Origin of the sequence: Streptomyces sp. NPDC052052 (genome assembly GCF_040680455.1) — a bacterium.
In the GTDB taxonomy this organism is placed as follows: Bacteria; Actinomycetota; Actinomycetes; order Streptomycetales; family Streptomycetaceae; genus Streptomyces.
This window is the reverse complement of record NZ_JBFAWU010000002.1, coordinates 411216-430566: the sequence shown is the minus strand read 5'-3', so window position 1 is coordinate 430566 and position 19351 is coordinate 411216. Positions and strand designations below refer to the sequence as shown.

The following is a 19351-nucleotide window of genomic DNA, read 5'->3' as shown; positions in this document are numbered from 1 at the left end:
AGTGAACCCCGGGAGCGGGGTCCGTCGCGCATCGGCACCCGGACCTCGTAAGGTCGTGTCCGTGTTGGAGGAGATGCGGATACGGTCGCTCGGAGTCATCGACGACGCGGTGGTCGAGCTGTCGCCCGGTTTCACCGCGGTGACGGGCGAGACCGGTGCGGGCAAGACCATGGTCGTCACCAGCCTGGGGTTGCTGCTCGGGGGACGCGCGGATCCCGCCCTGGTACGGATCGGGGCCAAGTCCGCGGTCGTCGAGGGACGGATCACCGTGTCCGAGGGCGACGCGGTGGCCCTGCGCGCCGAGGAGGCCGGTGCCGAACTCGACGACGGCGCGCTGTTGATCAGCCGTACCGTCTCCGCGGAAGGACGCTCCCGGGCGCACCTCGGCGGCCGGTCCGTGCCGGTGGGGATGCTGGCCGAACTCGCCGATGAACTCGTCGCCGTCCACGGCCAGACCGACCAGCAGGGGCTGCTCAAGCCGGCCCGCCAGCGGCAGGCACTGGACCGGTACGCGGGCGACGGTGTCGCCGTGCCGCACGCCGGGTACGCGGCGGCGTACCGTCGGCTGCGGGCCGTCGTCACGGAGCTGGACGAGCTGACGACGCGCGCCCGCGAACGGGCCCAGGAGGCGGATCTGCTGCGCTTCGGGCTGAACGAGATCGCCGCCGTCGAGCCCCTGTCGGGCGAGGACATCGATCTGGCCGCCGAGGCGGAACGGCTGGGCCATGCCGAGGCGCTCGCCTCCGCGGCGGCTCTCGCGCACACCGCGCTCGCGGGCAACCCGGAGGACCCGGAGGGCGTCGACGCGACGACCGTGGTCGCAGCGGCCGGACGGTCCCTGGACGCCGTACGTGCCCACGATCCGGCGCTGGCCGTGCTCGCCGACCGGATCGGCGAGATCTCGATCCTGCTCGCCGACGTGGCGGGCGAACTGGCCGGGTACGCCGACCGGTTGGATGCCGATCCGCTGCGGCTTGCCGCGGTGGAGGAGCGGCGAGCGGCGCTCACCGGACTCACCCGCAAGTACGGCGAGGACATCACCGCCGTGCTCGCCTGGGCGGAGGAGGGGGCCGCCCGGCTCACCGAGCTCGAGGGCGACGACGACCGGATCGGTGAGCTGACGGCCGAGCGCGATGCGCTGCGCGCCGAACTCTCCCGGCTGGGGCAGGCGTTGACCGATGCGCGTACGGCGGCGGCGGAGCGGTTCGCGGAGGCGGTGACCGCGGAGCTGGCCTCGCTCGCGATGCCGCATGCCCGGGTCTCCTTCGACATCCGGCAGACCGGGGCGGCGGACGAGGCGTCCGGCATCGACATCGGCGGGCGGAGCGTGCTCTACGGGCCGGCCGGGGCCGACGAGGTCGAGCTCCTGCTGGCCCCGCACCCCGGCGCCCAGCCCCGGCCGATCGCCAAGGGCGCGTCGGGCGGTGAGCTGTCCCGAGTGATGCTCGCCGTCGAGGTGGTGTTCGCCGGTTCCGACCCCGTACCCACGTATCTGTTCGACGAGGTCGACGCGGGCGTCGGCGGCAAGGCGGCCGTCGAGGTCGGGAGGCGGCTCGCGAAGCTCGCGAAGTCCGCTCAGGTGGTCGTGGTCACGCACCTGCCGCAGGTGGCGGCCTTCGCGGACCGGCAGCTGCTGGTCGAGAAGACCGTCGACGGATCGGTGACCAGCAGCGGGGTGACGGTCCTGGAGGGCGAGGACCGGGTACGCGAGCTGTCGCGGATGCTCGCGGGCCAGGAGGACTCGCAGACGGCCCGGGCCCATGCGGAGGAGCTGCTGGCCGCGGCACGGGCGGACGGGTGACGGAGACGTCGCCGTGCGCCGTCGTGCCCTGTCGCGGGGCGGGCTTGTCCTTCAGGCGTGCCCGGCGGTCCGCGCACGGGGCGGCCGCCGTACGGCCCCGGCGGGACGCTGCGTAGCCTGGCCGTCATGGGATCGACGTTCAGCAGGACCGCAGTCTCCGGAGCCGTCGCCGCCGCTGTCGCGGGGGGCGTGTACCGGGTGCTGCGGGTCCGGCCGCGCACCCGCTGGCAGCGCACCAACTACGCGGGTCGCACCGTCGATCTCTACGCGGGCCCGGCCGTCGCCCTCGGTGCCGTGGCCGGAACGGCCGTCCTCCCGCTGCCCGCACGCACCCGGTGTGCCGCCGCGCTGGCCGTGCTCGCGGCGGGTGGCTGCGGTGCGTACGACGACCTCGTCGGTGCGGACGATCCGCGCCGCGGGTTCCGTGCCCACCTGGGTGCGCTGCGGGATCGTGAGGTGACCAGCGGCGCGGTGAAGCTCATCGGGATCGGTGCCGCCGGGCTGGCGGCCGGCGCACTGCTCCGGGAACGGCCCGTCGACCGGGTCCTCGCCGGCGTCGTGATCGCCGGAAGCGCACACCTGGTCAATCTGGTGGATGTAGGGCCCGCCGCGGCCGCCGCCACCGTGCTCGCGCTCGGGGCCCCGGGACTGCCGGGCGGGCTCGCCGCGGCGCCGATGGGGGCGGTGGCCGCCCTCGTCGCCGACGACCTGGGGGAGCGCACGATGATCGGGGACACCGGAGCCCATGCCCTGGGCGCCGCGCTCGGCGTGGCCGTCGTCGCGGGCCGTGGCCGGGCCGGGCTCGTCGCCCATGCGGCGGGACTCGTCGCGGCGGCCGTGTACGGGGACCGGGTCAGCCGACTCGCCCGAACCCTGTCGAACCGCTGAAGGTTCCCCGACGCGTCAACATCGCGCCATATACCCCACCTGTACGAGTGATAGGTCATGGCTGATTGCTGTTCTGCGCGGCGGGACAGGGGGCCGACTGTGCCGGAACGCGCGTACGGACTGGCATCCTTGGCGATGCCCATCACCGCCCGCTCGGGAGCTCCGGGAGCCATTCAACGTGTCACAGCTGCGTACGGTCCAAGTCCTGGGCGGCGGCAGCGCGGGCAGCAGCGCCCACGTCGGCTCGCTGTCCGCCGGGCTGGTGGCGCGAGGCGTGCACGTCACCGTCTGTGCCCCGGCCGCACTGGACCGCGCCCACGACTTCTCCGGCGCCGGAGCCCGGTTCGTACCGGTGCCTCGGCGCAGCGACCCCGCCGCCGTCGCGGCCCTGCGCGGCGCCTGCCAGACGGCGGACGTGGTCCATGCACACGGTCTGCACGCCGCCGTGCGCGCCGCTCTCGCGCTCGGCGGTAGCCGCATCCCGCTGGTCTTCACCTGGCACGCCCGTGCCCATGCCGAAGGCGCCCGCAGCCGACTGCTGCGGTGGATGGAGCGAAGGGCCGTCCGCGCGGCGGCCGTCGTGCTCGGCACGACATCGGAGCTGGTGGACCGGGCGCGGCACCGAGGGGCGCGTGACGCCCGCCTCTCGCCGGTCTCCGCCCCGCCGCCGCGCGTGCCCGGCGAGGGCGGAGGCAAGGCGCGAGCCGAACTCGGGGCGGTGGAGCGGCCGTTGATCGTGGCGCGTGGGAGTCTCGTACCGCATCACGGGTACGACGTGCTGCTCGACGCCGCACGCCTGTGGCGCGGTCTCGACCCCGAACCGCTGCTGGCCGTCGTGGGGGAGGGGCGCGAACGCGCCGCCCTGCAACGCCGGATCGCGAACGAGGAACTGCCGGTCCGGCTCATCGACGGCCACGATGACGCCACCGGGCTTCTCGCCGCCGCCGACCTGGCCGTGCTGCCCAGCCGGTGGGAGGGGCGCTCGGTGCTGGCCCAGGAGGCGCTGCGGCTCGGCACGCCCCTGGTCGCCACCGCCGTCGGAGGGGTGCCCGAACTGGTGGGGAACGGGGCGGAACTCGTGCCGTACGGGAACGCGGAGGTGCTCGCGCGGACGGTGGCCGGTCTGCTCATCGATCCGGAACGGCGTGCGGAACTGGCGGACGCGGGGCGCGCGCAGGCCGCGAGCTGGCCGAGCGAGGACGACACGATCGCACACGTGCTCAGCATCTACGACGAGTTGACGCACCCGCTGGCGGTGGCGCGGGCCCGGTGAACCATCGCTCACCGGCCGCTGCCGGCGTCACGGGGCGTGGCGACGGGCCCGGAGCGCCAGGCTCAGGGCCAGGACCGCCTGGGGGTCGTCCAGGTCGGTGCCGAGCAGTTCGCCGATGCGGGCCAGTCGGTTGTACAGCGTCTGACGGTTCAGGTGGAGTTCACGTGCCGTCTCCGCCTTGCGGCCCGCGTGGGCCAGATACGTCTCCAGCGTCGGCAGCAGCGCAGGGCGCGAGGCGCGGTCGTGATGCAGCAGCGGGCCGATCGCCCGGTCCACGAACGCCGCCAGGTCCGGATGGTCACGCAGCCGCCACAACAGCAGATCGATGTCCAGACGCCGGGCGTCGTACCAGGGCCGGTCGCCGAGACCGTGCGCCGCGGTCGCCGTCTCCGCGGCGTGCCGCAGTCCCGCACCGGCCGCCGCCCAGCCGCCCGCCACGCCCACCACCACGACCGGCGGATGCGACCCGGCCCGCTCCAGACCGACCCGCTCCACGCCCGCTCGCAGCGCCGCCGCGACCCGGTCCGCGACCACCGTGCGCTCCGACTCGGACCGCAGCCCCAGCAGCACCGGTACCCGGCCCTCCACGGGCCGTACACCGAGCAGCACCGGCACGCCCACCGTCGAGAGCTCCTCCAGCACCGCCCGCGCCAGCAGCGCCCAGTTCCCCGAGACGGACAGCTCGGGGGCCAGCCGCATCACCACCGGCAGCAGGGGCATCTCGCCCGGCCTGAAACCCAGTACCCGGGCCTGCGCCGGTGCGTCCTGCGGACCGATCCGGCCCTCGGCGAGATCCGTCAGGAAGTCCCCCCGGCCGCGTGCGGCGAGTTCCTCCTCCTGACGCGCCTGCATCAGCACCACGGCGAGGATGTCCGCCGCCCGCTCCGCCGCCATCCGGTGTACCGGCACCAAGGGCCCGGCCACGGCCAGCAGCACCAGCCTGGCCCGGACCGCGCCGGTTCCCGGGCCGCCGCTCGGCACATCCACCAGCACCGAACCGGTGGGCGGTCGCTCCCGGGCCGCCCGGTCGCCGCGCATCCCGTCCCACACCTGGAGCGGATCGGCGGACACCGGTCCGGCCCCGGGGCCCGCCGCGTACAGCAGCTGTCCGTCCGCCGTCTCCAGGAAGACCGGGTTGGCCGTGAAGTCCGCCAGGATGCCCAGCACCTGGGGCACCCCGCCACCGCCGAGCAGCGCCTCCGTGCAGCGCCGGTGCACCTCCTCGGCCCGCCGCAGCAGCGCGTAGTGACCGTTGACGATCTCGGTGTGTATCTCCTCGGTCACCGTCACGAACGGCACCTCGCGGTGCAGCTGCACCAGCGGCAGGCCGGCCGCGCGAGCGGCGTCCACGATCGACGCGGGCAGCCTGCTGAACCGCGGCCCGAGCTCCACCACGAGGGCGGCGATCCCCCGGTCGGCGAGCCGGTGGACGAAGGCGCGCTGCTCGGCGGGGCGGGTGCCGAGCCCCAGACCGGTGGTGAGCAGCAGCTCGCCGCCCTTGAGCAGGGAGGCGATGTTCGGAACCTCACCCGCGTGCACCCAGCGCACCGTACGGCTCAGCCGGTCCGCGCCGGCCACCACCTCCGGGAGCCCGCTGCGGAGTCCCGGCAGCTCAAGGGCTCGCTGCACGGTGATTCCGCCTTGCGTCTCCACTGTTCCGGCCTCGCGTTTCCCTCGGATCAGGGCGGGACACCCGCCCTGATCCAGGAAGGTACCGGCTCCGGGCGCAGCAGGCGCCGTCGGGGAGCCGGGGGAAGAGCCCGCCTCGGACGAGCGGTGCCCAGCGGGCGCTTCGGCATGCCCCGGGGGACCGGTGGCCGTACGGGCCCAGGGGCGCCCCGGTCCGATGCGGGCCGGGGCGGAGGAACGGCCCGGCCCGTCCCTCTCGGGCTCAGCCGACGTACGCCCCGCTCGCCGTCAGCCGCAGTGCCGTGTCGATCAGCGGCACATGGCTGAAGGCCTGGGGGAAGTTGCCGACCTGGCGTTGCAGCCGGGGGTCCCACTCCTCCGCGAGCAGGCCCAGGTCGTTGCGGAGCGAGAGCAGCCGCTCGAACAGCTGGCGCGCCTCGTCGACCCGGCCGATCATCGCCAGATCGTCCGCCAGCCAGAACGAACAGGCCAGGAACGCACCCTCGTCGCCCTCCAGGCCGTCCACGCCCGCATGCTCGCCCTCGGTGGGATAGCGCAGTACGAAGCCGTCCTCGGTGGAGAGCTCGCGCTGGATCGCCTCGATCGTGCCGATCACCCGCTTGTCGTCCGGCGGCAGGAAACCCATTTGGGGGATCAGGAGCAGGGAGGCGTCCAGCTCCTTGGAGCCGTAGGACTGGGTGAAGGTGTTGCGCTCCTGGTCGTAGCCGTGGTCGCAGACGTCGCGATGGATGGTGTCGCGCAGTTCGCGCCACCGCTCCACTGGTCCTTCCGCGTCCCCGGACTCGATCAGCTTGATGGTCCGGTCGACCGCGACCCACGCCATCACCTTCGAGTGGACGAAGTGCCGGCGCGGTCCGCGCACCTCCCAGATTCCCTCGTCCGGCTCGTCCCAGTGCTTCTCCAGGTACTCGATCAGCTTCAGCTGGAGGCCCGTCGCGTAGTCGTTGCGGGTCAGGCCCGTCATGTGGGCGAGGTGCAGTGCCTCGGTGACCTCGCCGTACACGTCCAGCTGGAGCTGGCCCGCGGCGCCGTTGCCTACCCGGACCGGGGCGGAGTTCTCGTAGCCGGGCAGCCAGTCCAGCTCGGCCTCGCCCAGCTCTCGCTCGCCCGCGATGCCGTACATGATCTGCAGGTTCTCCGGGTCGCCGGCAACCGCCCGCAGCAGCCACTCGCGCCAGGCGCGGGCCTCCTCGCGGTAGCCGGTGCGCAGCAGCGAGGAGAGGGTGATCGCGGCGTCGCGCAGCCAGGTGTAGCGGTAGTCCCAGTTCCGGGAGCCGCCGAGGTCCTCCGGCAGGGAGGTGGTCGGCGCGGCGACGATGCCGCCGGTCGGCGCGTACGTCAGCGCCTTGAGGGTGATCAGGGAACGGACCACCGCCTCCCGGTAGGGGCCGTGATACGTGCAGTGCTCGACCCATTCGCGCCAGAAGTCCACGGTCGCTTCCAGCGAGCCCTCCGGATCCGGAAGGCCGGGCGGCTCGTGGTGCGAGGGCTGCCAGCTGATCGTGAACGCGATCCGGTCGCCCGGCGCGACCGTGACGTCGGAGTACGTCGTCAGGTTCTCACCAAAGGTGTCGGCAGGGGTGTCCAGCCAGACGGAGTCCGGGCCCGCGACGGCGACCGTACGGCCGTCGACCCTGTGCACCCACGGCGTGACCCGCCCGTAGCTGAACCGCATCCGCAGCTCGGAGCGCATCGTGACCCGGCCGCTGATCCCCTCCACGATCCGGATCACCCGCGGAGCGCCTTCACGGGGTGGCATGAAGTCGGTCACTCTGACCGTTCCGCACGGTGTGTCCCACTCCGACTCCAGGATGAGGGAGTCGCCCCGGTAGCGGCGGCGGGTCGCGGACGGGGGCTGTGACCCCTCCTCCCGCGCCGGTGCCAGGCGCCAGAAGCCATGCTCCTCGGTACCCAGGAGTCCCGCGAAAACGGCGTGCGAATCGAAGCGGGGAAGGCACAGCCAGTCCACTGTGCCGTCCCGGCAGACCAGGGCGGCGGTCTGCATGTCTCCGATGAGTGCGTAATCCTCGATGCGCCCGGCCACGTGCAATCTCCAGTCGAACGGCCATGTCGCCCAGAAGGGCATTACTGCGGGAAAGAGGTCGTCGCAAGGGGGCGTTGTGGGGGAACCTTATGAGCCCGGCACCTTGCCCGGAGCGAGTGTCCGAGCAGGATACGACGCACCCGGATGTTCTGCGCGACGGTCTCGGCAATGCGTCCGATCCGAACAGGTGGGGCGCAGGGGGCTTGCGATGATCTTGTGAGGCTTGGGTGCGAGGTGTGGCCGGAAGCAGCCCCTCCTGGTCGCTGATACCCTGGTAGCCCGTGGACCGGTGGTCGTCCGCAACCGCGGACGAGGCCCCCGAACCGCAGCGACGGCACCTCCGAAATCTTTCGGACGGCGCCGGTACGCACCTCATGATCGCGACCACGGGAGCCCCCTTTGGCTATGCAGCCCACATCCACGACGACCAAGCACATCTTCGTCACCGGGGGTGTCGCCTCATCCCTCGGCAAGGGTCTGACTGCCTCCAGCCTCGGCGCCCTGCTCAAGGCGCGCGGTCTCCGGGTCACCATGCAGAAGCTCGACCCGTACCTGAACGTCGACCCCGGCACGATGAACCCCTTCCAGCACGGTGAGGTGTTCGTCACCAACGACGGAGCCGAGACCGACCTGGACATCGGCCACTACGAGCGTTTCCTCGACGTCGACCTCGACGGCTCCGCCAACGTCACCACCGGCCAGATCTACTCGCAGGTGATCGCCAAGGAGCGGCGCGGCGAGTACCTCGGTGACACCGTGCAGGTCATCCCGCACATCACCAACGAGATCAAGCACCGCATCCGCCGCATGGCCACCGACGACGTCGATGTCGTCATCACCGAGGTCGGCGGCACGGTCGGCGACATCGAGTCGCTGCCGTTCCTGGAGACCGTCCGCCAGGTCCGCCACGAGGTCGGCCGCGACAACGTCTTCGTCGTGCACATCTCGCTGCTGCCCTACATCGGCCCGTCCGGCGAGCTCAAGACCAAGCCGACCCAGCACTCCGTCGCGGCCCTGCGCAACATCGGTATCCAGCCCGACGCCATCGTGCTGCGCGCCGACCGCGACGTGCCGACCGCGATCAAGCGCAAGATCTCGCTGATGTGCGATGTCGACGAGGCCGCGGTGGTGGCCTGTGTGGACGCCAAGTCGATCTACGACATCCCGAAGGTGCTGCACGCCGAGGGTCTGGACGCCTACGTCGTGCGCAAGCTCGACCTGCCGTTCCGCGATGTCGACTGGACCACGTGGGACGACCTGCTGGACCGCGTCCACAACCCCGACCACGAGGTCACCGTCGCGCTCGTCGGCAAGTACATCGACCTGCCCGACGCCTACCTCTCGGTCACCGAGGCCATCCGGGCCGGAGGCTTCGCGAACAAGGCCCGGGTCAAGGTCAAGTGGGTCGCCTCCGACGACTGCAAGACCCCGGCCGGCGCCGCCAGGCAGCTGTCCGACGTGGACGCGATCTGCGTCCCCGGCGGATTCGGCGACCGCGGTGTCAACGGCAAGATCGGCGCCATCCAGTACGCCCGTGAGAACAAGGTGCCGCTGCTCGGCCTCTGCCTCGGCCTGCAGTGCATCGTGATCGAGGCCGCGCGCAACCTGGCCGAGATCCCCGACGCCAACTCCACCGAGTTCGACGCCGCCACCGCACATCCCGTCATCTCGACGATGGAGGAGCAGCTCGCCTACGTCGAGGGCGCGGGCGACCTGGGCGGCACCATGCGACTCGGCATGTACCCGGCGAAGCTCGCCGAGGGCTCGCTGGTCCGTGAGGCGTACGACGACCAGCCGTACGTGGAGGAGCGCCACCGCCACCGCTACGAGGTCAACAACGCCTACCGCGCCGAGCTGGAGAAGAAGGCCGGTCTGGTCTTCTCCGGCACCTCTCCGGACAACAAGCTCGTCGAGTACGTCGAGTACCCGCGCGAGATCCACCCCTACCTGGTCGCCACCCAGGCGCACCCGGAGCTCCGTTCCCGCCCGACCCGTCCCCACCCGCTCTTCGCGGGCCTGGTGAAGGCGGCCGTCGCGCGCAAGACCGGCGCCTCTGCCAAGGGCGGGCAGGACACCACGTCGGGCAAGTAGTCCGGCAGTACACAGGCATTACCGTTGACCGGGGTACGGATCCGTCGAGGATGCGTACCCCGGTTTCTGTTTTTCTGCGGGAGGACGTAGATGGGTTTTCAGGACACGCCCGAGGAATGGCAGGTCACCGCGACCAGGACGCCCTTCACCGGCAACAAGACCAGCGTCCGCACCGATGACGTGGTGATGCCCGACGGCACGGTCGCGCACCGCGACTACCAGGTCCACCCGGGCTCGGTCGCCGTGCTCGCGCTCGACGAGGAGGAGCGCGTCGTCGTGCTGCGGCAGTACCGCCACCCGGTGCGCCACAGGCTCTGGGAGATCCCGGCCGGGCTGCTCGACGTTCCCGGTGAGAATCCGCTGCACGCGGCCCAGCGCGAGCTCTACGAGGAGGCGTACGTCAAGGCGGAGGACTGGCGGGTGCTGACCGACGTCTACACCACGCCGGGCGGCTGCGACGAAGCGGTACGGATCTTCCTGGCCCGGCACCTCTCCGAGGCCGACGGGGAGCGCTACGCGGTCTCCGAGGAGGAGGCCGACATGGAACTGGCCCGGGTGCCGCTCCAGGAGCTGGTCCGGGGCGTGCTCGCCGGGGACCTGCACAACAACTGTCTCGTGGTGGGCGTTCTTTCGCTGGCCGCGGTGCTCGCCGGTGACGGGATCGAGTCGCTGCGCCCGGCCGAGGCGCCGTGGCCGGCCCGCCCGTTCGAGGTCTGACGGCGGCAGGGGACCGGCCCCGGGCGGCCGCTGCTCGCGGGCAGGTTCCGGGGCCGGTGGTCCGCTTCGCGGGGGATCGTCCGGGCGGAACACGTGAGGGCCCACCGCCCACCTTCGGTCGGACAATACGCTGATCCGATCGGGGGACCTCTGCGCCGTGCTCCAGCGAAATCGTGCACACGACTGAACTACGCTCGGGAACGCCCTGACCGGAGTCCCGGCGGGCACCGCGTGCAGCGAAGTGGAGCGTGGCCCGTGACGGATCAGGCGGTGGACACCGGTGGCCCGGCCAAGGCGACGGGAACCGAGGGGCCGTCCGGCACCGCCCCGCCCCAGTTCTTCGGCCGTGAAAGAGAGTTGAAGGAGCTCCAGGCGGACATCGAAGGGGCCGGGCTGGACACCCTGGCCGGCCGCAAGGCCGCCCGTGCCCGGGTCCTGCTGATCGCCGGACGCCCCGGCTCCGGGCGCTCCGCGCTCGCCGGGGAGCTCGCCCGCCGGCTGCTCTCCACCGGTGACCACCCCGACGGTCTGCTCCGGGCCCGGCTCACCGATCCGGGCGGCGTACCGGTCCCCACCGAGCGGACCGCCCGCGGGCTGCTCGACCAGCTGGGTGTGACCGGTCCCCCCGGCGCGGACGGGGACGAGCTCTCCGCGATGCTCCGCGAGGCGCTCGCCGGACGCCGTGTCCTGCTGCTCCTCGACGACGCCGTCGACGCGGAACAGGTCGATCCGCTGTTGCCGGACGACCCCGCCTGCCTGGTCGTCGCGACCTCCGAGGGACCGCTGACCGGTATCCCCGGTGTCCGCCCCTGCACCATCGGCGGCCTGGACGCGGGCTCCGCCGTCCGGCTGCTCGCCCGCACCATCGGCCAGGTCAGGATCACCGTCGACCCGCTGACCGCCGAGACGCTCGCCGAGGAGTGCGCCGGGCTGCCGGCCGCCCTGGTCATGGTGGGCGGCTGGCTCGCCGCCCACCCCCTGGCATCGGTCGCCGATGCCACCAGACAGCTGCGCGAGCTGCCCGAGGACCCGGGGCAGTCCACCGGCGGACAGCCGCTGGCCCGTGCCTTCCGGCTGCTCCACGACTCGTTGCCGCCGACCGCCGCCCGGATACTGCGCCTGCTCGCCCTCGCCCCCGCCGGATCGACCGACGCCCACACCGCTTCCGCACTGGCCGGCTGCTCCGTCTCCGCGGCCCGGAAGACCCTCGACGACTTCGCGGACCTGGGGCTGCTGCATGTCCAGGGGCCGGGCCGGTCGCAGTACGAGGTGCCCGGCTGCATCGCCCCGCTGCTGCGGGCGCTGCTGGAGGCCAGGGACCGGCCTGCGGAGATCCAGCTCGCCCGGGCCCGCATGCTGGAGCGGACCGTCCGGCTGCTGCAGTCCTGCCGGGCGGTCACCGAGCCGGAGGGGTCCCCGGCCCACCGCGCGCTCGCGGGGCTGCCCGGTTCCCTGCGTTTCCCCGGCCCGGACGCGGCCGCGGAATGGCTGCGGACCCGCCGCCCCGCCCTGCTGGCCTCGGCCGAGCTCGCCGTCCAGGACGGCGAACTCGACACTCTGGCCCGGAGGCTGGTGGCCGCCCTGGTGCGTGCGCTGGCCGTGCACGAGGGCACCGAGGCGGCAGCGCCCGATCTGTACGGACTGCACGGTCTGGTGCTGGCCGTCGCCGAGCGGCGGGAGCTGCCGAGTGAGCGGGCCGCCGCGCTGCTCAATCTCGCCGACCTGGACGCCGGAACCGGCCGTATGCAGGAGGCGCTGGCCCGCTACCGGGCCGCGCTGGACGCCGGACGGGCCGCCAGGGATCCGTACGCCATCGGCCGCGCGATGGAGTCCGTGGGCGGCACGTACGCCGAACTGGGGGACTACCAGCGGGCCTCCGACTGGTACGGACGGGCGCTCGCGCACCGGCTCACCCAGGGCGAGCCGGCCGACGAGGCCCGGCTGTACGGGCGGCTCGGCGCCGTCCACACCTACGTCGGCCGGTACGGCGAGGCGCTGCGCAACTGGCGGGCCGCAGCGGCCGGGTACCGCAGGCTCGGCGATGTACCGGCCCAGGCGCGGGCGCTGAGCGAGGCGGCCCGGGTCCAGGAGTACGCGGGCCGGCCGCACGAGTCGCTGCAGACCTGCCAGGAGGCCGTCCAGTGGGCCGGGCGGGCCGGGGACGTACGACTGCAGGCGGCGCTGGAGATGCGGCTGGCCGACACGTACGAACGCCTCGGCGATCCGGCAGCGGCCCGGCTGCACCGAGGGCTGGCCGACAGATTGCTTAAAGAGGACAGTACGACCTACGAAATCCGTAGTGCAACAGCGGGAAGTTAGTGCTTTGTAAGGCTAGACAGCGTGGAGTCCTTCAATAGACTGGTTCCACTGCTGCGCGCGTGCGGTGTCTCCATTTAAGCCACGTTCATCCGGGTATCTATTGCTATGCCCGGATATCCCTCTGAGCCAAGGACCGTGATCGACGTGAAGGTCGGCATCCCCCGCGAAGTCAAGAACAATGAGTTCCGCGTGGCGATCACGCCCGCCGGTGCGGACGAGCTCGTGCGTCACGGGCACGAGGTCCTCGTCGAGAAGAACGCCGGGGCGGGCTCCTCCATCGCGGACGAGGAGTACCTTGCCGCCGGGGCCCGGATCCTCTCCACCGCCGACGAGGTCTGGGCCGCCGCCGACCTGGTGCTCAAGGTCAAGGAGCCGGTTGCCGAGGAGTACCACCGCCTCCGCAAGGACCAGACGCTCTTCACCTACCTGCACCTCGCCGCCTCCGCCGAGTGCACCCAGGCGCTGCTGTCGTCCGGCATCACCGCGATCGCGTACGAGACGGTCGAGACCGCGAACCGCACGCTGCCGCTGCTCGCGCCGATGTCCGAGGTCGCGGGCCGGCTGGCTCCACAGGTCGGCGCCTATCACCTGATGCGCTCGGTCGGCGGCCGCGGTGTGCTGCCGGCCGGCGTCCCGGGCACCGCGCCCGCCGAGGCGGTCGTCATCGGGGGCGGCGTCTCCGGCTGGAACGCCACCCAGATCGCCGTCGGCCTGGGATTCCACGTCACGCTCCTCGACAAGGACATCAGCAAGCTGCGCGAGGCCGACAAGGTCTTCGGCACCAAGGTGAAGACGGTCGTGTCCAACAGCTTCGAACTGGAGCGGGCCGTCGTCGAGGCCGACCTCGTCATCGGAGCGGTGCTCATCCCGGGCGCGAAGGCCCCGAAGCTGGTCAGCAACGAGCTCGTCGCCAGGATGAAGCCCGGAAGTGTACTTGTCGACATTGCGATCGATCAGGGCGGTTGCTTCGAGGACTCGCACCCGACGACGCACACCGAGCCGACCTTCACGGTCCACAACTCGGTCTTCTACTGCGTCGCCAACATGCCGGGCGCGGTGCCGAACACGTCCACGTACGCCCTCACCAACGCCACGCTGCCGTACATCCTGGAGCTCGCGGACCGCGGCTGGACCGAGGCGCTGCGCCGGGACGCCGCACTCGCCAAGGGCCTCAACACCCATGACGGGAAGGTCGTTTACCGCGAGGTGGCCGAGGCCCACGGTCTCGACCACGTCGAGCTGCACGCACTTCTCGGCTGACGGATCGACGCTTCCCGTCAACCTCACGCGCCCGGCCGGACCTTGCTCGACGAGGTCCGGCCGGACGCATGTCCGGGTCCTGTGGGGGTTGCGTTCAACTCGCCTGGAACGTAACCCTTCAACCGATTCGTTCCCCTGTCGAAAGTGCGCTCCGGTGGCTGTGTGCCCTTGACAGGAGGGTGTTCGATTGCCGACACATCCGGCCGGGTCCGGCGGATTGTGTTGCTGCGGAGCGGTGACACGCCATAGAGTCGCCAATCGTCGGCATGGTGCCACGCTGACCTATCGATAAGTTTCCTGGTCACACCCGAGGAGGTAAGACGACTTGTGAATGAGTCGACATTTACTCCCGGGGGTGTTCAACCAGGGATGCCTGCACGGGGCCAGAGCCCGAACGGGCTGGAGGCTGTCGGCTCCGTCGCTGTCCGCACCTTCGCCACCCACCAGCACATGACGACAGCCCCCCAGATGATGGACGGCCTACACGTGAACGCCATGGCCGGCAACGAGAGTGGCCGAGAGACCGCCCGCTTCGCCGACTTCGACGAGGTGCCCCAGGGGCACTTCTACGACCCCGACGCCGAGTACGAGCCCGACCCGGAGTACGCGGCCACCCTCGCGCCCGACGCTGCCCGCCAGCGCCGCGAGCGGATCGGCCCCACCGGTCGGCCCCTGCCCTACTTCCCGATCCCGGGCCCACTGACCGAACACGGTCCCGCGAAGGTCATCGCGATGTGCAACCAGAAGGGCGGCGTCGGCAAGACCACGTCGACCATCAACCTGGGTGCCGCGCTCGCGGAGTACGGGCGTCGCGTCCTGCTCGTCGACTTCGACCCGCAGGGAGCCCTGTCGGTCGGACTCGGCGTCAACCCGATGGAGCTCGACCTCACGGTCTACAACCTGCTCATGGAGCGGGGCATGTCGGCCGACGAGGTCCTGCTGAAGACCGCGGTCCCGAACATGGACCTGCTGCCGAGCAACATCGACCTCTCGGCTGCCGAGGTGCAGCTGGTGAGCGAGGTCGCCCGGGAGTCCACGCTGCAGCGTGCCCTGAAGCCGCTGATGGCCGACTACGACTACATCGTGATCGACTGTCAGCCCTCGTTGGGCCTGCTCACCGTGAACGCCCTGACGGCGGCCCACAAGGTGATAGTGCCGCTCGAGTGCGAGTTCTTCGCCCTGCGCGGTGTGGCCCTGCTCACCGAGACCATCGAGAAGGTCCAGGAACGGCTCAACCCGGAGCTGGAGCTCGACGGAATCCTCGCCACCATGTACGACTCCCGTACGGTGCACAGCCGTGAGGTCCTCGCGCGCGTCGTCGAGGCCTTCGACGATCACGTCTACCACACGGTCATCGGCCGTACCGTGCGCTTCCCGGAGACCACGGTCGCAGGTGAGCCCATCACCACGTACGCCTCCAACTCGGTCGGTGCCGCCGCCTATCGCCAGCTCGCCAGGGAGGTGCTCGCCCGGTGTCACGCCGAGTGAGTCTGCCCGGAGCCGACGAACTGTTCCGTACCACCGGGGGGATGGGGCTGCAGTCGTCGTCCCCTGCCGAGCGGCGCCGCAGGGCGAACGGCGAGGCCAGGGTGCCCGGCCCGGCCGGGGAGAGCGATCCCACGGCCGACGGGGCCGGGGCGGAGGCCGCCGGCACAGCGGCCCCTTCCGGGGAGGAGCACTCCGCGGCGGACCCCGATGCGGAGGAACCGCGCAATCGTGGCGGTGACGGCGACCAGGGCCCGGTTGCGGGGCGGTCGGGGCGCAGACCCCAGCCGCCCTCGGCCGCGCAGGAGGCGGGGTCCGCTCCTGCCGGCCAGCAGCAGCGCAGGCGCGGAGGCGGGCGCGGGGCGAACCGGCGGCCCAGCGGCCGTGAGCGCCACGACGAGAAGATCACCGTCTATGTCTCGGCCGAGGAACTGATGGACCTCGAGCACGCCCGTCTCGTCCTCCGTGGCGAGCACGGGCTCGCGGTCGACCGCGGACGGATCGTCCGCGAGGCGGTCGCGGTGGTCCTCGCGGACCTGGAGTCGCGCGGGGACGCGAGCATTCTCGTACGGCGCCTGCGCGGCCGTTGACCGGCGGGCGCCCAAGGGCTGTCCCGTGATCCCCGGTGGGCACGCGACGACAGCTGCGGCACCTCGCAGCGTTGTCGGGCTCGTCTGCATACGGTCCGGTATGAGGACGGCCCTCCGCCTTGCGATGCACCGCATCCGAAGCCGCGTGTTCATCCACCGGGGATGACGGGACAGCCCTTGGGGCGTGTTTCGAAATTCGCGTCGGTACACCTTGCCCGTCACGGCACCAGCCTCTCCCGGAGTGCCGCCGGCCGAGCGGTCCGGACCTCTTCACGCGGGCAGCTGCCCGCCGCCCGTATCCCTCAGCCCTCTGGACCTTCATGCCGATGACCGACGAGCCCGCCCGTACCCCCCGCCGCCCCCTGGGCCGCGGTCCGGGCGGTCGGCATGCGCCCGCACCGGAGGCCCGGCCGGCGGAAGGCCGGGATGCCGACGGCAGGCCCGCCGCGCCGTCGGCTCCCGCGGGAGCGGGTGCGCCTTCGGCCCCGTCGGCGGCCGATGCGGCGGCGCCCGCCTCCCAGGCGTCCGTAGCGCCTCCCGGGCCCGATGCGGGGACGGCTGCGGGACCGTCCGCCGAGCCGGACGCCGCCGAGGCGTCCGCACCGCTTGCCGAGCCCGCCGACGACGGGCGGTTCACCGTCCGGCTGGCGAACTTCGAGGGCCCCTTCGATCTGCTCCTGCAGCTCATCTCCAAGCACAAGCTGGATGTGACCGAAGTCGCACTGTCCAAGGTCACCGACGAGTTCATGGCGCACATCCGGGCCATGGGGCCGGACTGGGACCTGGACCAGACCACCGAGTTCCTGGTCGTCGCCGCGACCCTGCTCGACCTGAAGGCCGCCCGGCTGCTGCCCGCCGCCGAGGTGGAGGACGAGGCGGATCTGGCGCTGCTCGAAGCGCGCGACCTGCTCTTCGCGCGGCTGCTCCAGTACCGCGCGTACAAGCGCATCGCGGAGATCTTCAGCGACCGGCTGGAGTCCGAGGCGCGACGCTTCCCGCGGACGGTGGGGCTGGAGCCGCACCATGCCGATCTGCTGCCCGAGGTCGTCATCAGCATCGGCGCCGAGGGGTTCGCCCGGCTCGCCGTGAAGGCGATGCAGCCGAAGCCCAAGCCGCAGGTGTATGTCGACCACATTCACGCACCACTGGTCAGCGTGCGGGAACAGGCCGAGATCGTGGTGGCGCGGCTGCGGGAGGCGGGGGAGGCCACCTTCCGGGGTCTCACCGAGGACGCCCAGGACACCCTCACCGTCGTCGCCAGGTTCCTGGCGCTGCTGGAGCTGTACCGGGAGAAGGCCGTCGCGCTCGACCAGGACGAGGCGCTCGGGGAGCTCCTGGTGCGCTGGGCCGGGGGAGAGGGGGTCGAGCCCGTCGTGACCGACGAGTTCGACACCGAGGTGAGGAACGTCTCCGAGGATGTGAGGACATGAGTCAGCAGGACGCCACCGGCTCCACCGTCGCGGATCTCGATCTCAAGCCCGCCCTGGAGGCGGTCCTGATGGTCGTCGACGAGCCCGCCACCGAGGAACACCTCGCCAAGGTGCTGGAGCGGCCCCGCAGAGCCGTCGCCGACGCGCTGCGCGAGCTGGCCGACGAGTACACCGTGCAGCGCCGCGGATTCGATCTGAGGCTGGTCGCGGGCGGCTGGCGCTTCTACACGCGCCCCGAGTACGCGGCAGCCGTGGAGGGCTTCGTCCTGGACGGCCAGCAGGCCCGTCTCACGCAGGCGGCGCTGGAGACCCTTGCGGTGGTCGCCTACCGCCAGCCGGTCAGCCGGTCGAGGGTCTCCGCGGTCCGCGGGGTGAACTGTGACGGGGTCATGCGGACCCTGTTGCAGAGGGGCCTCGTCGAGGAGGCGGGCGCGGAACCCGAAACAGGTGCGATCCTGTACAGGACGACGAACTACTTTCTGGAGCGGATGGGCCTGCGTGGCCTGGACGAGCTCCCGGAGCTCGCGCCCTTCCTCCCCGAGGCGGACGCGATCGAGGCCGAGACGCTGGAGGGTGTGCCGTCGTTCGATCCGGACGCACCGGACACCCCGGATACTCACGCAGACGACAAGACGGAATTTTGATGCGAAGCAGCGGCAGGAACAGCGGAAGCGGCAGCGGCCGGAGCGGCGGCAGCCGGAACCCCCGGAGCGCCGGCGCCGGGCGCGAGGGCAAGCAGGAGCAGCGTCCTCGCCGGCCCCGGCCCGAGGAGCGCCGCTACGACGTGGGCGCCACCGGGGAGAAGGGCGGCGACGGACCCCGCAAGGGCCGCGGCGCGGCGGCCCGCGGCGGCGCCAAGGGCGGCCCGAGGCCCGCACAGTCCGGCGGCGGGCGGAGCGGCGGCCCGCGCCGCCAGGGCGCCCCGTCCCGTCCGCGTGAGCTCGACGCCAAGATCGAGCAGCGCAACCGGGACCGGTACGCCGGCAAGGCCGAGATCAGGACACCCAAGACCCACCCGGGCGCCGAGCAGGAGGGCGAGCGGCTGCAGAAGGTCCTCGCCCGCGCCGGCATGGGCTCGCGCCGGGCGTGCGAGGAGCTGATCGACCAGGCGCGTGTCGAGGTCAACGGCAAGATCGTCGTCGAGCAGGGCCTGCGGGTCGACGTCCACAAGGACGAGATCAAGGTCGACGGTCTGACCGTCGCCGCCCAGTCGTACCTCTTCTTCGCACTGAACAAGCCCGCCGGTGTCGTCTCCTCCATGGAGGACCCGGACGGACGCCAGTGCCTCGGCGACTACGTCACCAACCGTGAGACGCGGCTCTTCCACGTCGGCCGGCTGGACACCGAGACCGAGGGCATCATTCTGCTCACCAACCACGGTGAGCTGGCCCACCGTCTGACCCACCCCAGGTACGGCGTCAAGAAGACCTACCTCGCCGCCATCCAGGGACCGCTCCCGCGCGACCTGGGCAAGCGGCTCAAGGACGGCATCCAGCTGGAGGACGGCTACGCCCGCGCCGACCACTTCCGGGTCGTCGAGAACACCGGCAAGAACTACCTGGTCGAGGTGACCCTCCACGAGGGCCGCAAGCACATCGTCCGCCGGATGCTGGCCGAGGCAGGCTTCCCGGTCGAGCGGCTCGTGCGGACGTCCTTCGGGCCGATCCCGCTGGGTGACCAGAAGTCAGGCTGGCTGCGCCGCCTCACCAACACCGAGGTGGGCATGCTGATGCGCGAGGTCGGTCTGTAACCCCCTTCCTTCCGCTCCACGGCCCGCGGCCGGCTCCTGTTTCTCGCTTTTTT

Annotated in this window: 14 protein-coding genes; 12 read left to right on the top strand and 2 right to left on the bottom strand. The window is 71.9% G+C overall.

All coding sequences use genetic code 11. The annotated features are described in order from the left end of the window. Positions 1-55 precede the first annotated feature (55 nt). The 3 genes from recN (at position 56) to AB0L71_RS03820 (ending at position 3962) form a co-directional block, all read left to right on the top strand. On the top strand, positions 56-1801 hold the full coding sequence (gene recN / locus AB0L71_RS03830; RefSeq protein WP_365237427.1) for a DNA repair protein RecN: 1746 nt from the start codon (positions 56-58) through the stop codon (positions 1799-1801). Positions 1802-1927: 126 nt separating this feature from the next. Then, entirely contained in the window at positions 1928-2689 is a 762-nt protein-coding gene (locus AB0L71_RS03825; protein WP_365237425.1) for a hypothetical protein, read from the top strand. A 178-nt stretch (positions 2690-2867) separates the two neighbouring features. After that, positions 2868-3962 carry a glycosyltransferase family 4 protein gene (locus tag AB0L71_RS03820; protein ID WP_365237423.1) on the top strand — a complete coding sequence of 365 codons (1095 nt, stop codon included), beginning with the start codon at positions 2868-2870 and terminating at the stop codon, positions 3960-3962. 27 nt (positions 3963-3989) lie between these two features. Here AB0L71_RS03820 and AB0L71_RS03815 read toward each other — a convergent pair whose 3' ends face one another. Next, entirely contained in the window at positions 3990-5615 is a 1626-nt protein-coding gene (locus AB0L71_RS03815; protein WP_365237421.1) for a PucR family transcriptional regulator, read from the bottom strand. A gap of 238 nt (positions 5616-5853) precedes the next feature. Continuing rightward, the gene (locus AB0L71_RS03810) at positions 5854-7656 is read right to left on the bottom strand and encodes a glycoside hydrolase family 15 protein (RefSeq protein WP_365237420.1); all 1803 of its coding nucleotides are present in this window, start codon (positions 7654-7656) and stop codon (positions 5854-5856) included. Positions 7657-8061: 405 nt separating this feature from the next. On the opposite strand from AB0L71_RS03810, the gene AB0L71_RS03805 reads away from it, so the two are divergent. From AB0L71_RS03805 to AB0L71_RS03765, 9 genes are all read left to right on the top strand, one after another. Next, on the top strand, positions 8062-9747 hold the full coding sequence (locus AB0L71_RS03805) for a CTP synthase (protein WP_365237418.1): 1686 nt from the start codon (positions 8062-8064) through the stop codon (positions 9745-9747). A 90-nt stretch (positions 9748-9837) separates the two neighbouring features. After that, on the top strand, positions 9838-10464 hold the full coding sequence (locus AB0L71_RS03800; RefSeq protein ID WP_365237416.1) for an NUDIX hydrolase: 627 nt from the start codon (positions 9838-9840) through the stop codon (positions 10462-10464). A 255-nt stretch (positions 10465-10719) separates the two neighbouring features. Beyond that, positions 10720-12783, top strand: a complete 2064-nt coding sequence (locus AB0L71_RS03795; protein ID WP_365237415.1) for a tetratricopeptide repeat protein — start codon at positions 10720-10722, stop codon at positions 12781-12783. 144 nt (positions 12784-12927) lie between these two features. Beyond that, positions 12928-14043, top strand: coding sequence for an alanine dehydrogenase (gene ald, locus AB0L71_RS03790; protein ID WP_365237485.1), 1116 nt, complete (start codon positions 12928-12930; stop codon positions 14041-14043). 369 nt (positions 14044-14412) lie between these two features. Continuing rightward, positions 14413-15531 (top strand): ParA family protein, encoded by a 1119-nt coding sequence (locus tag AB0L71_RS03785; protein WP_365237413.1) that lies wholly within the window; start codon positions 14413-14415, stop codon positions 15529-15531. Next, positions 15528-16118 carry a hypothetical protein gene (locus tag AB0L71_RS03780; protein ID WP_365237483.1) on the top strand — a complete coding sequence of 197 codons (591 nt, stop codon included), beginning with the start codon at positions 15528-15530 and terminating at the stop codon, positions 16116-16118. Before AB0L71_RS03785 ends, AB0L71_RS03780 begins: the two co-directional genes overlap by 4 nt. A gap of 320 nt (positions 16119-16438) precedes the next feature. Further along, positions 16439-17548 (top strand): segregation/condensation protein A, encoded by a 1110-nt coding sequence (locus AB0L71_RS03775; RefSeq protein ID WP_365237411.1) that lies wholly within the window; start codon positions 16439-16441, stop codon positions 17546-17548. Further along, complete coding sequence (gene scpB / locus AB0L71_RS03770; RefSeq protein WP_365237409.1) at positions 17545-18192, top strand: SMC-Scp complex subunit ScpB; 648 nt, start codon at positions 17545-17547, stop codon at positions 18190-18192. Before AB0L71_RS03775 ends, scpB begins: the two co-directional genes overlap by 4 nt. Next, on the top strand, positions 18192-19298 hold the full coding sequence (locus AB0L71_RS03765; RefSeq protein WP_365237408.1) for a pseudouridine synthase: 1107 nt from the start codon (positions 18192-18194) through the stop codon (positions 19296-19298). Before scpB ends, AB0L71_RS03765 begins: the two co-directional genes overlap by 1 nt. The last annotated feature ends 53 nt before the right edge of the window (positions 19299-19351 follow it).